This is a genomic window from Burkholderia sp. Ed8 (genome assembly GCF_040761425.1).
GTDB lineage: Bacteria > Pseudomonadota > Gammaproteobacteria > Burkholderiales > Burkholderiaceae > Burkholderia > Burkholderia seminalis.
Genome location: NZ_CP142885.1, coordinates 319,830 through 333,644, shown reverse-complemented (window position 1 = coordinate 333,644; position 13,815 = coordinate 319,830). Strand labels below are relative to the sequence as shown.

Sequence of the window (13,815 nt, the reverse complement as noted above, 5' to 3'; positions counted from 1 at the left end):
GCCGGGCGATCTTTTTCGGGTCGCCCTTTTTTACGATGTTTCGACGTCGGTCGCGTGACCGGTGTGACGACTGTCCGCCTTCCCCTGCCGTCCCCCGCTGCCGCCTTCTCCGGGTGCCATAATCGAGCCTGCCCATCATTCCAGACGTCCCCCGGAGAATCACCATGCAGAACCTCGACAATCCTTCCCACGATCGCGAGGTAGGCAGCGCCGACGCGACGCAGGACACCACGCGCATCGACGACGTCCGCATCGGCGCCGTGCGCCCGCTGATTTCGCCGGCGCTGCTGCTGGACGAGCTGCCGGTGCCGGCCGGCACGCAGACGCTCGTCGAGGACACGCGCCGCGCGATCGGCGACATCCTGCACGGCCGCGACGACCGGCTGCTGCTCGTCGTCGGCCCGTGCTCGATCCACGATCACGACCAGGCGCTCGACTACGCGCGCCGCCTGAAAGCCGCCGCCGACGCGCTGAAGGACGACCTGCTGATCACGATGCGCGTCTACTTCGAGAAACCGCGCACGACGGTCGGCTGGAAGGGCTACATCAACGACCCGCGCCTGGACGGCAGCTTCCGCATCAACGAAGGGCTGCGCGCCGCGCGGCAGCTGCTGCTCGACATCAATGCGCTCGGCCTGCCGGCGTCGACCGAATTCCTCGACCTGCTGAGCCCGCAATACATCGCCGACCTGATCGCGTGGGGGGCGATCGGCGCGCGCACGACCGAGAGCCAGAGCCATCGGCAGCTCGCGTCGGGCCTGAGCTGCCCGATCGGCTTCAAGAACGGCACCGACGGCGGCGTGCAGGTCGCGTCGGATGCGATCGTCGCGGCCGCCGCGAGCCATGCGTTCATGGGGATGACGAAGATGGGGATGGCCGCGATCTTCGAGACGCGCGGCAACGACGACGCGCACGTGATCCTGCGCGGCGGCAAGACCGGCCCGAACTACGACGCCGAGCATGTCGAGGCATGCTGCGCGGTGCTGCGCAAGGCCGGGCTGCGCGAGCAGGTGATGGTCGACTGCTCGCACGCGAACTCGAACAAGTCGCACGACCGGCAGGTCGACGTCGCGCAGGATCTCGCTCGGCAACTGTCGCAGGGCGAACATCGGATCGTCGGCGTGATGGTCGAGAGCCACCTCGAAGCCGGGCGCCAGGACCTGAAGCCGGGCGTGCCGCTGAAGTACGGCGTGTCGATCACCGATGCCTGCCTGAGCTGGGCGCAGACGGAGCCGGTGCTCGACGTGCTGGCCGATGCCGTGCGGCACCGGCGCACCTATTCGCGGAATGCGTGACGCCGCGTGGCGGCGCGGCGCCGGCCGCGCCGTTCGAGGCGCCGCGAAGATCGGGGGACCATCCGTGAGGTTGTCCTGATCGACGGGCATCGATGCCATTTTTCCGCGCCGCCCGCCCGGTCTGTCCGCACGATCATTGATCCTGATCCGGCTCGTCCGGCGTGTCACGTTGCACCCTGGGCGCACGATCCGCCGAATGCCGCTACCATGAAGCCGTGTCGCACGCTGCGGCCCGGCTGCGCCGGTCCGTCACGTACACATGGCGTGGTGGTGCGGCCGGCCGCCACGCGACCGACGAAGCGCGGGGCGCTCACCGATCAGCCGTTGCGTCCGCGCCGCTTCGTCCCCGGAATCAACAACAACCGAACCGGAGTGCAACGCATATGAAGTTTTACAAGACCCTCATCGCAGCAACCGTCCTCGCGTCGAGCGTCGGCGCGCACGCGCAGATCGCGGGCGCGCAGCCGATCAGCGTCACCGTCGAGCAGTCGCAGGCGCTGCTCGAAGGCTGGAGCGTGAAGAAGAGCGTGCTCGGCAAGACCGTGTACAACGACGAGAACCAGAAAGTCGGCAAGGTGCGCGACCTGATCGTCGCGCCGGACGGCTCGGTGTCGGCCGCGATCGTGTCGGCCGGCGGCTTCCTCGGCGTGGCCGCGCACGACGTCGCGGTGCCGATCGCGTCGCTCGACGTGCGCAACGGCAACATCTACCTGCCGGGCGCGACGAAGGAAGCGCTGAAGGCCACGCCGGCGTTCCAGTACGCGAAGGTGCCGTCGCCGCCGAAGCCGAAGAAGCTCGACGAAAAGCACTGACCTGCGGTACCGGCGCGGGGCCCGCTGCGCGATGCGGCGGGCCCCGCGTTTTCATTTTCGCTCAGCGCTGCGATGTCTCGTCCGGCGGCGCAAGCGCCACGACGTGACTGATCCCTTCGTGCGCCATCTTCGTATACGGGCTGAAGCGCTCCGTATTGCGCACGAGCTCCGCCGCCACTGCGCGTTCGACACCCGGCAGCCGCACGCGAATGTTCGCGTTCAGCATGAACAGCCCGTCCACCGGATCGCGACAGAAGTCGATCGATGCGGACACCGATGCCCCGGCGATCGACACGCCGGCCCGTGCAGCCAGCAGGCTCAGCGCGCCGTGAAAGCACGCCGCATAGCTCGCGGCGAACAGTTGCTCCGGGTTCGGGCCGTCGCCGGGCCCGCCGAGCGCGGGCGGCAGGCGCAGCTCGACATCCAGGCGCCCGTCGTCGGAACGCGCGACGCCGGAGGCGCGGCCGTGCTCCGCCGTCCCGCCCGTGACGGTCACCGTCGTCGAGTACAGCGTTTGCGGTTCCCGACCGCGATACCGGTCGAGCAGCGAGAGGGGCGGCGGGCGCAGCGGCGTCATGGTGTGCGATCCGGCGGCGGCGTTCAGCGCGCGAGCGCGTTCTGCCGGAACCACGTGTCGAAGGTCGTCGCGCCGAGGCGCGCACCGGGCGCCGGCACGAGCGTGTCGTCCTGCAGCACCGCGCCGAAGTAGTCGGCGGCCGCATCCCGCGTCACCGTGCGCGCGTCGTGCGTGGCCGACAGAAAACGCTCGACCAGATCGGCGATCCGCACGCGCTCGGGGCCGCCGATTTCGGCGATGCCGTTGCGCGGCGCGTCGAGCGCGAAGTCGGTCACGGCGGCCGCGACGTCGTCGGAGGCGATCGGCTGGAAGTGCGCGGTGGTCAACCGCACCGTGTCGCCTTGCGCGCCGGCCTGAGCGATCGCCCCGACGAATTCGAAGAACTGCGTCGAACGCACGATCGTGTACGGCACGCCTGCCGCGCGGATCAGGTCTTCCTGGATGATCTTGCCGCGGAAATACGCGCTCTGCTGCAGTCGGTCGGTGCCGACCACCGACAACGCGACGTGATGACGCACGCCGGCCGCGCGCTCCGCGGCGAACAGGTTGCGCCCCGACGCCTCGAAGAACGCCTTCACGGCCGCTTCCTCGAATGACGGCGAATTCGCGAGATCGACGACGACCTCCGCGCCGGCGAGCGCGGCGTCCAGTCCCGCACCCGTGATCGTATCGACGCCCGTCGACGGCGCTGCCGCCACCGCGTCGTGGCCGCGTGCGATCAGGTTCCTGACGACCTTGCTGCCGATGAGGCCGGTACCACCAATCACGACGATTTTCACGATTGCTCTCCTTGAACGGGCGCGCGACATGCACGCCGCTTGAATGTGCCGAAACCGGCGCCCAGCGCGTTCGCGCGACGGGGCCTGGACCTTGCCGAGCGGTGCACCGCCGTATCGGCATGCCGGTCGAACAGCCCGCATCGTAGGCATGCGCCGCGCGATCCGCCAGCGTCCCGCAAGCCCTCATCATGTTGCCGCGAATGCATCAATCGATCGTCTCCAGCGGCGCGATCGTCGTCATCGTCGTTGGGCACTGCAGGTCGCGCGCACGCGTCTGCTCGATCATGTAGTCGATGAACGCGCGGATGCGCGTGGGCAGGTGCTTGCGGCTCAGGTAACAGAGATAGTGGCCGCCGTCGTCCGGCGCATGCTGGCCGAGACAGCTCACCAGCCGGCCGTCGGCGAGCAGGTCGCACACCTGGTACGCGGGCAGTTGCGCGATGCCGAGCCCGTCGAGCGCCGCGCGCACGACGAGATCGATGTCGTTGAACGTGTGATGCGCGGCGAGCTGGCGCTGCTGCGTCACCCCGTCGATCCTGAATTCCCATTCCGTCACGCGGCCCGACGCGGTGCACAGGTTGATGCAGCGATGCCGCGCGAGTTCGTCGACGTGGCGCGGCAAGCCGTGCCGGTGCGCATACGACGGCGACGCGCAGACGATCATCTGCATCGGAATCAGCCGGCGCGCGACGATCGCGCTGTCCTCCATGCGACCGTCGCGAAACGCGACGTCGATGCGGTCGGCGGAGAAATCGGCCGGCCGGTCGTTCAACAGCAGGTCGAGCGTGATGTCCGGATAGCGTGCATGGAAATCGCGCAGCAGCGGGGCGATGACCTTGCGGCCGAAGCCTGGCGTCGAGCCGATGCGCAGGTGCCCGCTCGGCGGTCCGCTGCGCAGCTCGCGCATGTCCTCGAGCGCCTGCGCCAGATGCTCGATGCCGGGCCGGCAGTTTTCGTAGAAGAGCTCGCCTTCGCGCGTCAGCGACATGCTGCGCGTGGTGCGCTGGAACAGGCGTGCGTCGAGCCGGTCCTCGAGCCGTTGCACGTGACGGCTGACCGACGAGCGGCCGACGCCGAGGCGATCGGCGGCGCGCGCGAAGCTGCCCTCGGTGACGACGGCCAGGAATGTGACCACGCCGGCATAGCAGGTCGAGAAGCTGCGCGCGAATGGATCGTCGGCGTCGGGGCGGCGGATGGAGGTATCGGGCATGGAGGCGCTGGAATCGTGGTGTCCGTATGCGACTAGACGTTTCAGCGCTGCCGCCTGTGACACCGCCCGCCGCATTTTTTTCAAAAAGGTCGCGGCGGCGTGCGGGCCGGCTATTTTTCCGGCACGAGCACGGGCGCGCCCTTGTCCTTCAACAGCAGCACGATGAACTTCGCGGGCCGGGTCCGGCTCGCGTTGCGTCCGACCGTGTGCAGGTCGTCCGGACCCTCGTAGAAGGTCTGGCCCGGTTTCAGCGTGACCGGCTCGCCGCCCTTCACCTGCATCACGATCGACCCCTCGACGACGTAGACGAACGCGTCGGCGTGGTGGCGGTGAACGGGGTCGACCGCGCCGGGCGGGTACTCGACCGAGATCATCTGCGCTTCCTTGCCCGGGTAAGCGTCGAGCGGCTTCGTCATCAGCGGCGTGACGATGGCCGAGGGCGCCGCGCGAACGGCGCCGGTCGCGTGGGCCGCGACGACGAGCGCGGACGCGATCACGTGTTTCATGCGAATCATGGTGGTGGCTTCCGGTGGGCCGCCGGCCGACGGCCGGCAGCGAGAGAGGGGGCGGCCGTCAGGCGAGGTTGGCCTTGTCGAGTCCGAACGCCTTGTCGGACGAGCCCGGCACGGTCCGGAACGCGACGTTCGCGCGATTCCAGCCGTTGATCGCCATCACTTCGAACGTCAGGTCCGACAATTCCTTCTCGGAGAGCTGGCCGCGCACGCGGTCGTAGACATCGTCCGGCACGCCGTGCGCGGGCAGCGTCGTCAGCACTTCGGTCCATGCGAGCGCGGCCCGCTCGCGCGGCGAGAACAGCGTCGATTCGCGCCAGGTCGCCAGATGATGCAGGCGCAGTTCGCGCTCGCCGTGGATGCGCGCTTCCTTCACGTGCATGTCGAGGCAAAAGGCGCAGCCGTTGATCTGGGACGCCCGGACGGACACGAGATCCCGGATCGATTCCTCGATCGCGCTGCTGCGCAGCAGGTTGCTGAGTTCGAGGAGTTTCCGGAACAACTCGGGGGACTGTTGAATGTAGTTGAGACGCTGCGTCATGATTTCTCCTGGCGACGAAGAGGCTGGCCCGCATGGCGCGGGTGTCGTGGGCGGCAGGGCGCCGCGCGAAATCATCTTAGGGGTGTGCATCCGTGCGCGGTAGCCACGCACGGGGACGCATCGTGTTGCGCGCGCTGCACCAATCCGCGCTCGGCGGCGGGCGCGGTCGGCGCGGGCGCGCGATGCGCGCGTCAGCCGGCGGCGCAGGCGGCCGCGATGCGGGCGAGCTTGTCGGGATTGCGCTGCACGAGAAGCCGGACGATGCGCGTGCCGTCGGTCTCGAACGACATCGCCGCTTCGAGCTGCCCGTCGATGAAACGCAGCATTGCCCACTGGCCGTTCAGCACGACCGGCCGCATCTCGACACCGCTGCCGCAGCGCAACCACGTCGCATAGAACAGTTGAGCGATCCGCCGGCCGCCGACCATCGGTTTCGGGAAGCTCTGGACGTGGCCGCCGCCGTCGCCGATCAGCATCGCGTCCTCGGCGAGCAGCGCCTGGATCGACGGGAAATCGCCGTGCGCGAGCGCATGCGTGAACGTCTGCAGCAATCGGCGATGCGTTTCGTGCGGCACCGTGCGCCGCGGCTGGGGATCGTCGCGCAGCCGCGCTCGGGCCCGGCTGACGAGCTGCCGGCACGCGGCTTCGGACTTGCCGATCGCGTCGGCGACCCGGTCGTAGTCGAACTCGAAGATTTCGTGCAGCAGGAACGCCGCGCGCGCTTCCGGCGTCAGCCGTTCGAGCAGCAGGAGGTACGCGACCGACACGTCGTTCGCGCGCTCCGTCATTTCCTCGGGCGTTGCAGGCGATTCGCCGAGCTCCGGTTCCGGCAGCCAGATGCCCGCATAGTGCTCGCGCCGGAGCTTCGCCGCGCGCAGGCGGTCGATCGACGTGCGCGTCGTGACCGCGACGAGCCAGGCCTCGGGGTTCTCGATGCTGCCGCGCGCCGCGTCGTGCCAGCGCAGCCACACGTCCTGCACGATGTCCTCGGCATCCGCGACGGAGCCGAGCATCCGGTACGCGATCTTCTGCAGGCGCGGGCGCAACGCGTGGAAGGCTTGTGCGTCGTCGGTCATCACAGCCACACCCCGCTGAACCCGAACGTGACGGGCCCGCTCAGGAACACGCTGCCGGCGCCGTCCCATTGAACGGTGACGTCGCCGCCGTCGCACGTCACCCGCACGGTATCGTCGAGCAGCCCGCGCCGGATGCCGTTGACCGCCGCGCCGCACGAACACGAGCCGGACCCGAGCGGCACGCCGCCGCCGCGCTCCCAGATGCGAAGACGAATGTGCGTGCGATCGATGACCTGTACGACGTGCACGTTGGTTTTCCGCGGAAACAGCGGATGCGTTTCGATGGCCGGACCGAGCGCTTCGAGGTCGACCGCATCGACGTCGTCGACGAAGAACGTGCAGTGCGGATTGCCCATGCTGCACGCGGCCGGCGCGCCGGGCAACGGCAGCGCGAGCGTATCGACGGCTTCGGCGACGGGCACGTCCAGCCAGCCGACGCGCGGCACGCCCATCTCGACCTTGATCGACCCGTGCGCGTCGTACGCACACTGCAGGGGCCCGCGATTCGTGCGCAGCACGATCGACGCCGCGCCGGTTTCCCGCATCAGCTGCCACGCGACGCCGCGTGTCGCGCTGCCGCAGGTATCGAGCGTCGAGCCGTCGGGATTCCAGAACGCGACCTGTGCGGCCGCGTCGTCGCAGTCCGTCACCACCGCGAGCTGATTGAAGCCGATGCCGCTGTGCCGGTCGCCCATGCGCCGCACGAGGTCGCGATCGAGGCGGGGCACGCGATCCTGATCCTGACCGCGCCGGTCGACGATGACGAAGTCATCGCCGTTTGCGTTCATCTTCTGAAATCGGATCGGCATGGCGGTTCCGGAATGGAGACAGGCGAACACTGTACGTGGCTCGCCGTTCACGATCAATCGCATGCCGGCCGATCGCCACGCAACCGGCATCTACGTAATTCTACGTAGTCGCGCGTACGTAGTTATCCGCTTGTAAGCCGCCCCCGTCGCGCGGAATACTACGGCCCATCGTCGCGGCCTTTGCGAGGCCGCGGCACGACGCATCGACGTCACGTGTGCGCGGCCCCTGCGCCGCACGCCATCTAAAACCACATTGGAGACCAGGAGACGCCATGAATCGGGCTTCCAGTACCCTGCTCTGGATCGCGGTCGCGCTGCTCGGCGCGTTCTCGTTCGGCACCATCGCACTCGCACACGGCGAGCGCGTGAGTGCCCTCTGGATCGTGATCGCCGCTGTCTGCGTGTATCTGATCGCGTATCGCTTCTACAGTCGTTTCATCGCCAGCAAGGTCATGCAGCTCGACGGGCTGCGGATGACGCCGGCGGTCAAGTACAACGACGGCCTCGACTACGTGCCGACCAACAAGTACGTGCTGTTCGGCCATCACTTCGCCGCGATCGCCGGCGCCGGGCCGCTGGTCGGCCCCGTGCTCGCCGCGCAGATGGGCTACACGCCCGGCATGCTGTGGATCCTGGCCGGCGTCGTGTTCGCCGGCGCGGTGCAGGACTTCATCGTGCTGTTCATCTCGACGCGCCGCGACGGCCGTTCGCTCGGCGATCTCGTCAAGATGGAACTCGGCACGGTGCCCGGCGTGATCGCGCTGTTCGGTGCATTCCTGATCATGGTGATCATCCTCGCGGTGCTCGCGCTGATCGTCGTGAAGGCGCTGACCAACTCGCCGTGGGGTACGTTCACCGTCGCCGCGACGATTCCGATCGCGCTGTTCATGGGCATCTATACGCGCTACATTCGCCCGGGCCGCATCGGCGAAGTGTCGGTCATCGGCTTCATCGGGCTGATGGCGGCGATCGCGTTCGGCCAGAACGTGGCCGCGTCGCCGACCTTCGCCGCATGGTTCACGTTCACCGGCACGCAGCTCACGTGGATCCTGATCGGCTACGGCTTCGTCGCGTCGGTGCTGCCGGTGTGGCTGCTGCTCGCGCCGCGCGACTACCTGTCGACGTTCCTGAAGATCGGCACGATCCTCGGCCTCGCGATCGGCATCTTGGTCGTCGCACCGGAACTGAAGATGCCCGCGCTGACGAAGTTCGTCGACGGCACGGGCCCGGTGTGGTCGGGCAACCTGTTCCCGTTCCTGTTCATCACGATCGCGTGCGGCGCGGTGTCGGGTTTCCACGCGCTGATCTCGTCGGGCACGACGCCGAAGCTGATCGACAACGAAACCAACGCGCGCTTCATCGGTTACGGCGCGATGCTGATGGAATCGTTCGTCGCGATCATGGCGCTGGTCGCGGCCTGCGTGATCGAGCCGGGCATCTACTTCGCGATGAACGCACCGGCCGCCGTGCTCGGCTCGACGCCCGAAGCCGTCGCGAACACCGTCACGCAATGGGGCTTCGTGCTGACGCCCGACATGCTGACGCAGACCGCGAAGGCCGTCGGCGAAACGACGATCATCGCGCGCGCGGGCGGCGCGCCGACGCTGGCCGTCGGCATGGCGCACATCCTGCACCAGGTGATCGGCGGCGAAGCGATGATGGCGTTCTGGTATCACTTCGCGATCCTGTTCGAAGCGCTGTTCATCCTGACGGCCGTCGACGCCGGCACGCGGGCGGGCCGCTTCATGCTGCAGGACCTGCTCGGCACGTTCCACCCGGCGCTCAAGCGCACCGAGTCGCTGCCCGCGAACCTCGTCGCCACCGCGCTGTGCGTGGCCGCGTGGGGCTACTTCCTGTACCAGGGCGTGGTCGATCCGCTCGGCGGCATCAACACGCTGTGGCCGCTGTTCGGCATCTCGAACCAGATGCTCGCCGCGATCGCGCTGGTGCTTGGCACCGTCGTGCTGTTCAAGATGAAACGCGAACGTTATGCGTGGGTGACGGTCGTGCCGACCGCGTGGCTGCTGATCTGCACGCTGACGGCCGGCTGGCAGAAGATTTTCGACGCGAACCCGAAGGTCAGCTTCCTCGCGCACGCCGCGAAGCTGCAGGCCGCGGTGGATGAAGGCAAGGTGCTCGCACCGGCCAAGTCGATCGCGCAGATGAAGCGGATCATCTTCAACGACTACATCGATGCGGCGCTGGCCGGGCTGTTCATCTTCGTCGTCGTGAGCATCGCGGTGTACGGCGTGATCGCCGTGCTGCGCGCGCGCCGCGAGTCGAAGCCGACCGTGCGCGAGACGCCGTACGAAGCGATGCCGGCCGCGCAGGCGCTCGGCAGCGGACGTTAAGGGGAGGCCGCGATGTTCAGCGATCTTGGCAGCGACCTGCGCAGCGCGGGGCGTTACCTCGGGCAGGCGTTGCGGCTGATGGTCGGCCTGCCCGACTACGACACCTACGTCGCGCACATGCGCGACACCCATCCGGACCGCGAGCCGATGACGTACGAGGAATTTTTCCGCGAACGCCAGAACGCGCGGTACGGGTCGGGCGCCGGGAAGTGTTGCTGAGCCGGACTGTCCAGGCGGTTCGACGATCGAAACGGAAGCGCCGCGATGGCAGTCGCGGCGCTTTTTTCTTGGGCGGCCGGCGACGCACGTCGCGTGACGGCCGCTTCGCCGTTTGCCCGGGCGCAGCACGGCAAAATCCGGCCGCCGGTATCATAGGGGTCCCTCTTTTCCCCGATGGACCGCAGGAGAACACGTCGTGCATGTCGGTGAGCGTTTCAACAGCATTTCCCATCTCGTCGGCGCGGTGCTGTCGGTGGCCGGTCTCGTGGCGCTCGTGACGATGGGCGCGCTCGAAGGCGATCCGTACAAGGTGGTGAGCTTCAGCGTGTACGGCGCGATGCTGTTCCTGCTCTACGCGATCTCGACGCTGTATCACAGCGTGCGCAATCCGCGCCTGAAGGCGATCCTGCAGAAATGCGACCATTCGGCGATTTACCTGCTGATCGCCGGCAGCTACACGCCGTTCACGCTGGTGACGTTGCGCGGCCCGTGGGGCTGGTCGCTGTTCGGCGTGAGCTGGGGGCTCGCCGTGTTCGGCATCGTGCAGGAGCTGACGCTCGGGCGCCGCACGCGCATGCTGTCGATGATCCTGTACGTGCTGATGGGCTGGCTCGCGCTCGTCGCGGTGCGTCCGCTGATTCATGCGCTGCCGCCGGTCGGCACCGCCTGGCTCGTGGCCGGCGGCGTGATCTACAGCGCGGGGATCTACTTCTTCATCAACGACGAACGCATCCGCCACGGGCACGGTATCTGGCACCTTTTCGTGCTGGCCGGCAGCCTGTGCCAGTTCGTCAGTGTCGCGATGTATGTCGCGTGAGCGCGTTGTCTGCCGCGGAATGCGCTAGCGTCGCGTGGCGGCCGCCTGCAGGTGCGCGGCCGCTTCGCCGGTTGCCGGTGTCGGCCGCGTCGCGAACCGCCACGATACCGCGGCAAGCGCCGACAGCGCGATCGCCATGACCAGCGCCACCCGCATCGCGACCGAAAACGGCTGCAGCGTCGCGATGCATGCACCGAAGATCGCCACGCCGAGCGCCGATCCGCTCTGCCGCGCCGCGTTCAGTGCCGCCGCCGCGACGCCGGCGCGGTGCCGGTCGATCGTCCCGAGCGCCGGTGACGTCGCGGCCGGCGAGATGAATCCCGAGGCGAAGCCGATCGCGAGCATCGGCGCGACCGCGAGCCACGCCGGTGTCGTCGCGCCGATGCCCGTCATGCCGAGCGCGCCTGCCGCATACAGCCCGAACGCCGAGCACATCGGCCCGCGCGTCCCGAAGCGCGCGACGATCCGCCCCGAACACAACCCGCCGAGCGCCACCATCGCGGTCATCGGCAGGAACGCGAGCCCCGTGTCGAGCGGGCTCGCGCCGCGAACCTGCCGATAGAACAGGCTGAGCACGAACAGCAGGCCGTAGAACACGAACGCCGACGCCATCGACACGAACGTCGATCCCGCGAACAGCCGGTTGCGGAAGAACGCGAGCGGCAGCATCGGTTCGCGGCGCCGCGCTTCGATCGCGACGAAGGCGATCCATGCGGCGACGCTCGTCGCGGCACCGCCGACGATCGGTGCCGAGCGCCAGCCGAGCGACGGGCCTTCGATCAGCGTGCCGATCAGCGCGGCGATCGCGACGGCGGCGGCGGCCTGGCCGGCCCAGTCGAACTGTCGCGACGCGTCGGCGGCGGCGCGCACGACCGTGCGGCCGAGCCAGATGCCGGCGAGCCCGAACGGCAGGTTCACGAAGAACAGGCTGCGCCATCCGAACAGGTCGACCAGCAGCCCGCCGATCAGCGGGCCCGACGCCATCGCGATGCCGCCGCAGCCCATCCACAGGCTGATCGCCGATGCGCGCGCGGCCGGTGCGGGGAAGGCGCGGTTGATCAGCGCGAGCGAACAGGGCACCAGCATCGCGCTGCCGACGCCTTGCAGCGCACGCGCGACGGCAAGTGCCGGAAGGGTCGGCGCGATGCCGCACAGCGCCGACGCGGCGACGAACACCGCGAGCCCCGCGACATGGACGGTGCGATCGCCGAGCCGGTCGCCGAGCGTGCCGCCCGTCAGCAGCAGGCTCGCGAACGCGAGCGTGTAAGCGTTCACTATCCATTGCAGGCCGGCCACGCGGCCGCCGAAGGTGTGCGCGATGTCGGTGAGCGCGACGTTGACGATCGACGCGTCGAGCAGCACGAGCGTGTAGCTCACGCAGGTCGCGGCGAGCACGCGGCGGGCCGCGGCCCGGTCCGGCACGGCGGCCGTCATGCGCGCTCGTGCGCCGGCGTGGCGGCCCGCAGCGCACTGAATCCGACCCATCCCCAGTACACGCGATGATGCGCGATCCGGCCGTCGCGCAGATCCATGACTTCGACGAGATCGACCTGATCGCCGTCCGGCGCGGCGCGCGGATACTCCCAGACGAGCTGGCGGCCGTTCGAGAAGAACAATCCGGTCCGGTACCAGCGTCCGAGCGGGCTGCCCGGATTTTGCAGGCCGGTCGCGAAGAATGCCCCGATCGCGGCCTTGCCGTGCAGCACGCCCGAGCCGTGCGCGGGCAGCGTGACGACGACGAGCGGCGTTTCGAGCACCGCGTCGTCGGCATACAGCGCCATCAGCGCGTCGAGGTCGCGTGCGACGACGGCCGCGTGCCAGTCTTCATGGATGCGCCGGGCATCGGCGTCGGTGTCTGCGGGTGTCATGGCGGGTGTCCGGAAGCGTCGTGAGCGGAAACCCACTGTATGGGCGCACCGCCGCGGGACGTTTCACGTCGACCCGAAACGTGGATGCAGCCTCGGGAAGGCTGCGCCGCGGGCCGCCGTTACCCGGTGAGCGCGTCGAGATTCAGCCCATACGACTTGCCGAGCCACACCGCGCAATCGCGATGGTCGCGCAGGTCGTCGCCGGTATTCGGATGCAGGAAGATGTCGAGCGCGCCGTGGTTCAGCACGAGCCACGGCACGATCTCGTCGAAGCGCGCGGCATCGAACGCGATCTGGTACGACCAGGCCGGATGCGGACCGACGAGGCGCTCGTGAAAGCGGCCGAGCTCGATGACCGCGCCGAACCGTTCGTCGACGACCTGGCGAAACGCCCAGGCCGCGTCGCGGCTGGCCGCATCGAAATAGACGTGCGCGTGCCAACTGTCGATGGCGGTGGTGTCGAGGGCAGCCATGGAAGGACTCGATGAAAATGGGAAGGTATGAGAGACCGTGCGAAACGAAGCGAATGGCCGATGCGTGATTATCGCGCGTCCTTGCCGGGCACGTCGTGTGGCGATCCGGCGATTCGGCGCCGATGGCTTGTCCTGTGTCAGAAGAACCGTTGGTCCGATGCAATCGTTTCCGCGCTATCCGCATGCGCGATATCACGCCGGGACCCTTGCCGGCAGGTGCGCACGCCACGAGCGCGCCGGCAACACGTCATTTCGGAAACTGAAAAAGCGGCGGGCGTGCCGCTTGCGATCGGGCGCAAAAGCGCGATCAGGTCGTTGAATGAAATAGAGAAATTCCCGCGCGAAGCGATTCGCGAATGGCGCGCGCGCACACCGGATTCCGAAGCCGAAAATATCCATTGCGGAATCGGCTATTCAAGCGGCATGCGGCACGACATACGATGGTTTCAACGCATCGACGATCACGATCGATGCGG

At 68.3% G+C, this 13,815-nt stretch carries 15 protein-coding genes; 5 read left to right on the top strand and 10 right to left on the bottom strand.

What is annotated here, in order from left to right; translation table 11 throughout:
- Positions 1 to 164: 164 nt before the first annotated feature.
- Together VXM69_RS01520 and VXM69_RS01515 are read left to right on the top strand one after the other, a co-directional pair.
- On the top strand, positions 165 to 1,295 hold the full coding sequence (locus VXM69_RS01520; RefSeq protein ID WP_059559179.1) for a 3-deoxy-7-phosphoheptulonate synthase: 1,131 nt from the start codon (positions 165 to 167) through the stop codon (positions 1,293 to 1,295).
- Between the two features lie 383 nt (positions 1,296 to 1,678).
- The gene (locus VXM69_RS01515; protein WP_034187621.1) at positions 1,679 to 2,107 is read left to right on the top strand and encodes a PRC-barrel domain-containing protein; all 429 of its coding nucleotides are present in this window, start codon (positions 1,679 to 1,681) and stop codon (positions 2,105 to 2,107) included.
- 61 nt (positions 2,108 to 2,168) lie between these two features.
- Here VXM69_RS01515 and VXM69_RS01510 read toward each other — a convergent pair whose 3' ends face one another.
- The 7 genes from VXM69_RS01510 to dapF all read right to left on the bottom strand — a co-directional run bounded on the left by VXM69_RS01510 (position 2,169) and on the right by dapF (position 7,611).
- On the bottom strand, positions 2,169 to 2,684 hold the full coding sequence (locus tag VXM69_RS01510) for an Ohr family peroxiredoxin (RefSeq protein WP_049034434.1): 516 nt from the start codon (positions 2,682 to 2,684) through the stop codon (positions 2,169 to 2,171).
- 23 nt (positions 2,685 to 2,707) lie between these two features.
- A complete protein-coding gene (locus VXM69_RS01505) occupies positions 2,708 to 3,463 on the bottom strand; it encodes an SDR family oxidoreductase (RefSeq protein ID WP_034187622.1) in 756 nt (251 codons plus the stop codon).
- Between the two features lie 205 nt (positions 3,464 to 3,668).
- On the bottom strand, positions 3,669 to 4,673 hold the full coding sequence (locus VXM69_RS01500) for a LysR family transcriptional regulator (protein ID WP_049034435.1): 1,005 nt from the start codon (positions 4,671 to 4,673) through the stop codon (positions 3,669 to 3,671).
- Positions 4,674 to 4,783: 110 nt separating this feature from the next.
- Positions 4,784 to 5,188 carry a cupin domain-containing protein gene (locus tag VXM69_RS01495; protein WP_069705668.1) on the bottom strand — a complete coding sequence of 135 codons (405 nt, stop codon included), beginning with the start codon at positions 5,186 to 5,188 and terminating at the stop codon, positions 4,784 to 4,786.
- A 58-nt stretch (positions 5,189 to 5,246) separates the two neighbouring features.
- Complete coding sequence (locus VXM69_RS01490; RefSeq protein WP_049034437.1) at positions 5,247 to 5,726, bottom strand: carboxymuconolactone decarboxylase family protein; 480 nt, start codon at positions 5,724 to 5,726, stop codon at positions 5,247 to 5,249.
- Positions 5,727 to 5,917: 191 nt separating this feature from the next.
- On the bottom strand, positions 5,918 to 6,802 hold the full coding sequence (locus VXM69_RS01485) for an RNA polymerase sigma-70 factor (protein WP_059559173.1): 885 nt from the start codon (positions 6,800 to 6,802) through the stop codon (positions 5,918 to 5,920).
- A complete protein-coding gene (gene dapF, locus VXM69_RS01480) occupies positions 6,802 to 7,611 on the bottom strand; it encodes a diaminopimelate epimerase (RefSeq protein ID WP_367188867.1) in 810 nt (269 codons plus the stop codon). Before dapF ends, VXM69_RS01485 begins: the two co-directional genes overlap by 1 nt.
- A gap of 272 nt (positions 7,612 to 7,883) precedes the next feature.
- Here dapF and VXM69_RS01475 point away from each other — a divergent pair, with 272 nt between their 5' ends.
- From VXM69_RS01475 to VXM69_RS01465, 3 genes are all read left to right on the top strand, one after another.
- Positions 7,884 to 9,962, top strand: a complete 2,079-nt coding sequence (locus VXM69_RS01475; protein WP_034187628.1) for a carbon starvation CstA family protein — start codon at positions 7,884 to 7,886, stop codon at positions 9,960 to 9,962.
- Positions 9,963 to 9,974: 12 nt separating this feature from the next.
- Positions 9,975 to 10,181, top strand: coding sequence for a YbdD/YjiX family protein (locus VXM69_RS01470; RefSeq protein ID WP_006766647.1), 207 nt, complete (start codon positions 9,975 to 9,977; stop codon positions 10,179 to 10,181).
- 196 nt (positions 10,182 to 10,377) lie between these two features.
- Complete coding sequence (locus VXM69_RS01465) at positions 10,378 to 10,998, top strand: hemolysin III family protein (protein WP_034187629.1); 621 nt, start codon at positions 10,378 to 10,380, stop codon at positions 10,996 to 10,998.
- A gap of 24 nt (positions 10,999 to 11,022) precedes the next feature.
- Here the strand turns inward: VXM69_RS01465 and VXM69_RS01460 are convergent, their stop codons facing one another.
- From VXM69_RS01460 to VXM69_RS01450, 3 genes are all read right to left on the bottom strand, one after another.
- Positions 11,023 to 12,432, bottom strand: coding sequence for an MFS transporter (locus tag VXM69_RS01460; protein WP_069705720.1), 1,410 nt, complete (start codon positions 12,430 to 12,432; stop codon positions 11,023 to 11,025).
- The gene (locus VXM69_RS01455) at positions 12,429 to 12,866 is read right to left on the bottom strand and encodes a nuclear transport factor 2 family protein (RefSeq protein ID WP_367188866.1); all 438 of its coding nucleotides are present in this window, start codon (positions 12,864 to 12,866) and stop codon (positions 12,429 to 12,431) included. Before VXM69_RS01455 ends, VXM69_RS01460 begins: the two co-directional genes overlap by 4 nt.
- Positions 12,867 to 12,985: 119 nt before the next feature.
- The gene (locus VXM69_RS01450; RefSeq protein WP_034187631.1) at positions 12,986 to 13,339 is read right to left on the bottom strand and encodes a DOPA 4,5-dioxygenase family protein; all 354 of its coding nucleotides are present in this window, start codon (positions 13,337 to 13,339) and stop codon (positions 12,986 to 12,988) included.
- Positions 13,340 to 13,815 lie beyond the last annotated feature (476 nt).

Coding starts and splice junctions, on each gene's coding strand:
- VXM69_RS01490 (WP_049034437.1), bottom strand. CDS start 5,726: ATGACGCAGCGTCTCAACTACATTCAACAGTCCCCCGAGTTGTTCCGG.
- VXM69_RS01470 (WP_006766647.1), top strand. CDS start 9,975: ATGTTCAGCGATCTTGGCAGCGACCTGCGCAGCGCGGGGCGTTACCTC.
- VXM69_RS01515 (WP_034187621.1), top strand. CDS start 1,679: ATGAAGTTTTACAAGACCCTCATCGCAGCAACCGTCCTCGCGTCGAGC.
- VXM69_RS01475 (WP_034187628.1), top strand. CDS start 7,884: ATGAATCGGGCTTCCAGTACCCTGCTCTGGATCGCGGTCGCGCTGCTC.
- VXM69_RS01455 (WP_367188866.1), bottom strand. CDS start 12,866: ATGACACCCGCAGACACCGACGCCGATGCCCGGCGCATCCATGAAGAC.
- dapF (WP_367188867.1), bottom strand. CDS start 7,611: ATGCCGATCCGATTTCAGAAGATGAACGCAAACGGCGATGACTTCGTC.
- VXM69_RS01520 (WP_059559179.1), top strand. CDS start 165: ATGCAGAACCTCGACAATCCTTCCCACGATCGCGAGGTAGGCAGCGCC.
- VXM69_RS01485 (WP_059559173.1), bottom strand. CDS start 6,802: ATGACCGACGACGCACAAGCCTTCCACGCGTTGCGCCCGCGCCTGCAG.
- VXM69_RS01495 (WP_069705668.1), bottom strand. CDS start 5,188: ATGATTCGCATGAAACACGTGATCGCGTCCGCGCTCGTCGTCGCGGCC.
- VXM69_RS01500 (WP_049034435.1), bottom strand. CDS start 4,673: ATGCCCGATACCTCCATCCGCCGCCCCGACGCCGACGATCCATTCGCG.
- VXM69_RS01460 (WP_069705720.1), bottom strand. CDS start 12,432: ATGACGGCCGCCGTGCCGGACCGGGCCGCGGCCCGCCGCGTGCTCGCC.
- VXM69_RS01510 (WP_049034434.1), bottom strand. CDS start 2,684: ATGACGCCGCTGCGCCCGCCGCCCCTCTCGCTGCTCGACCGGTATCGC.
- VXM69_RS01450 (WP_034187631.1), bottom strand. CDS start 13,339: ATGGCTGCCCTCGACACCACCGCCATCGACAGTTGGCACGCGCACGTC.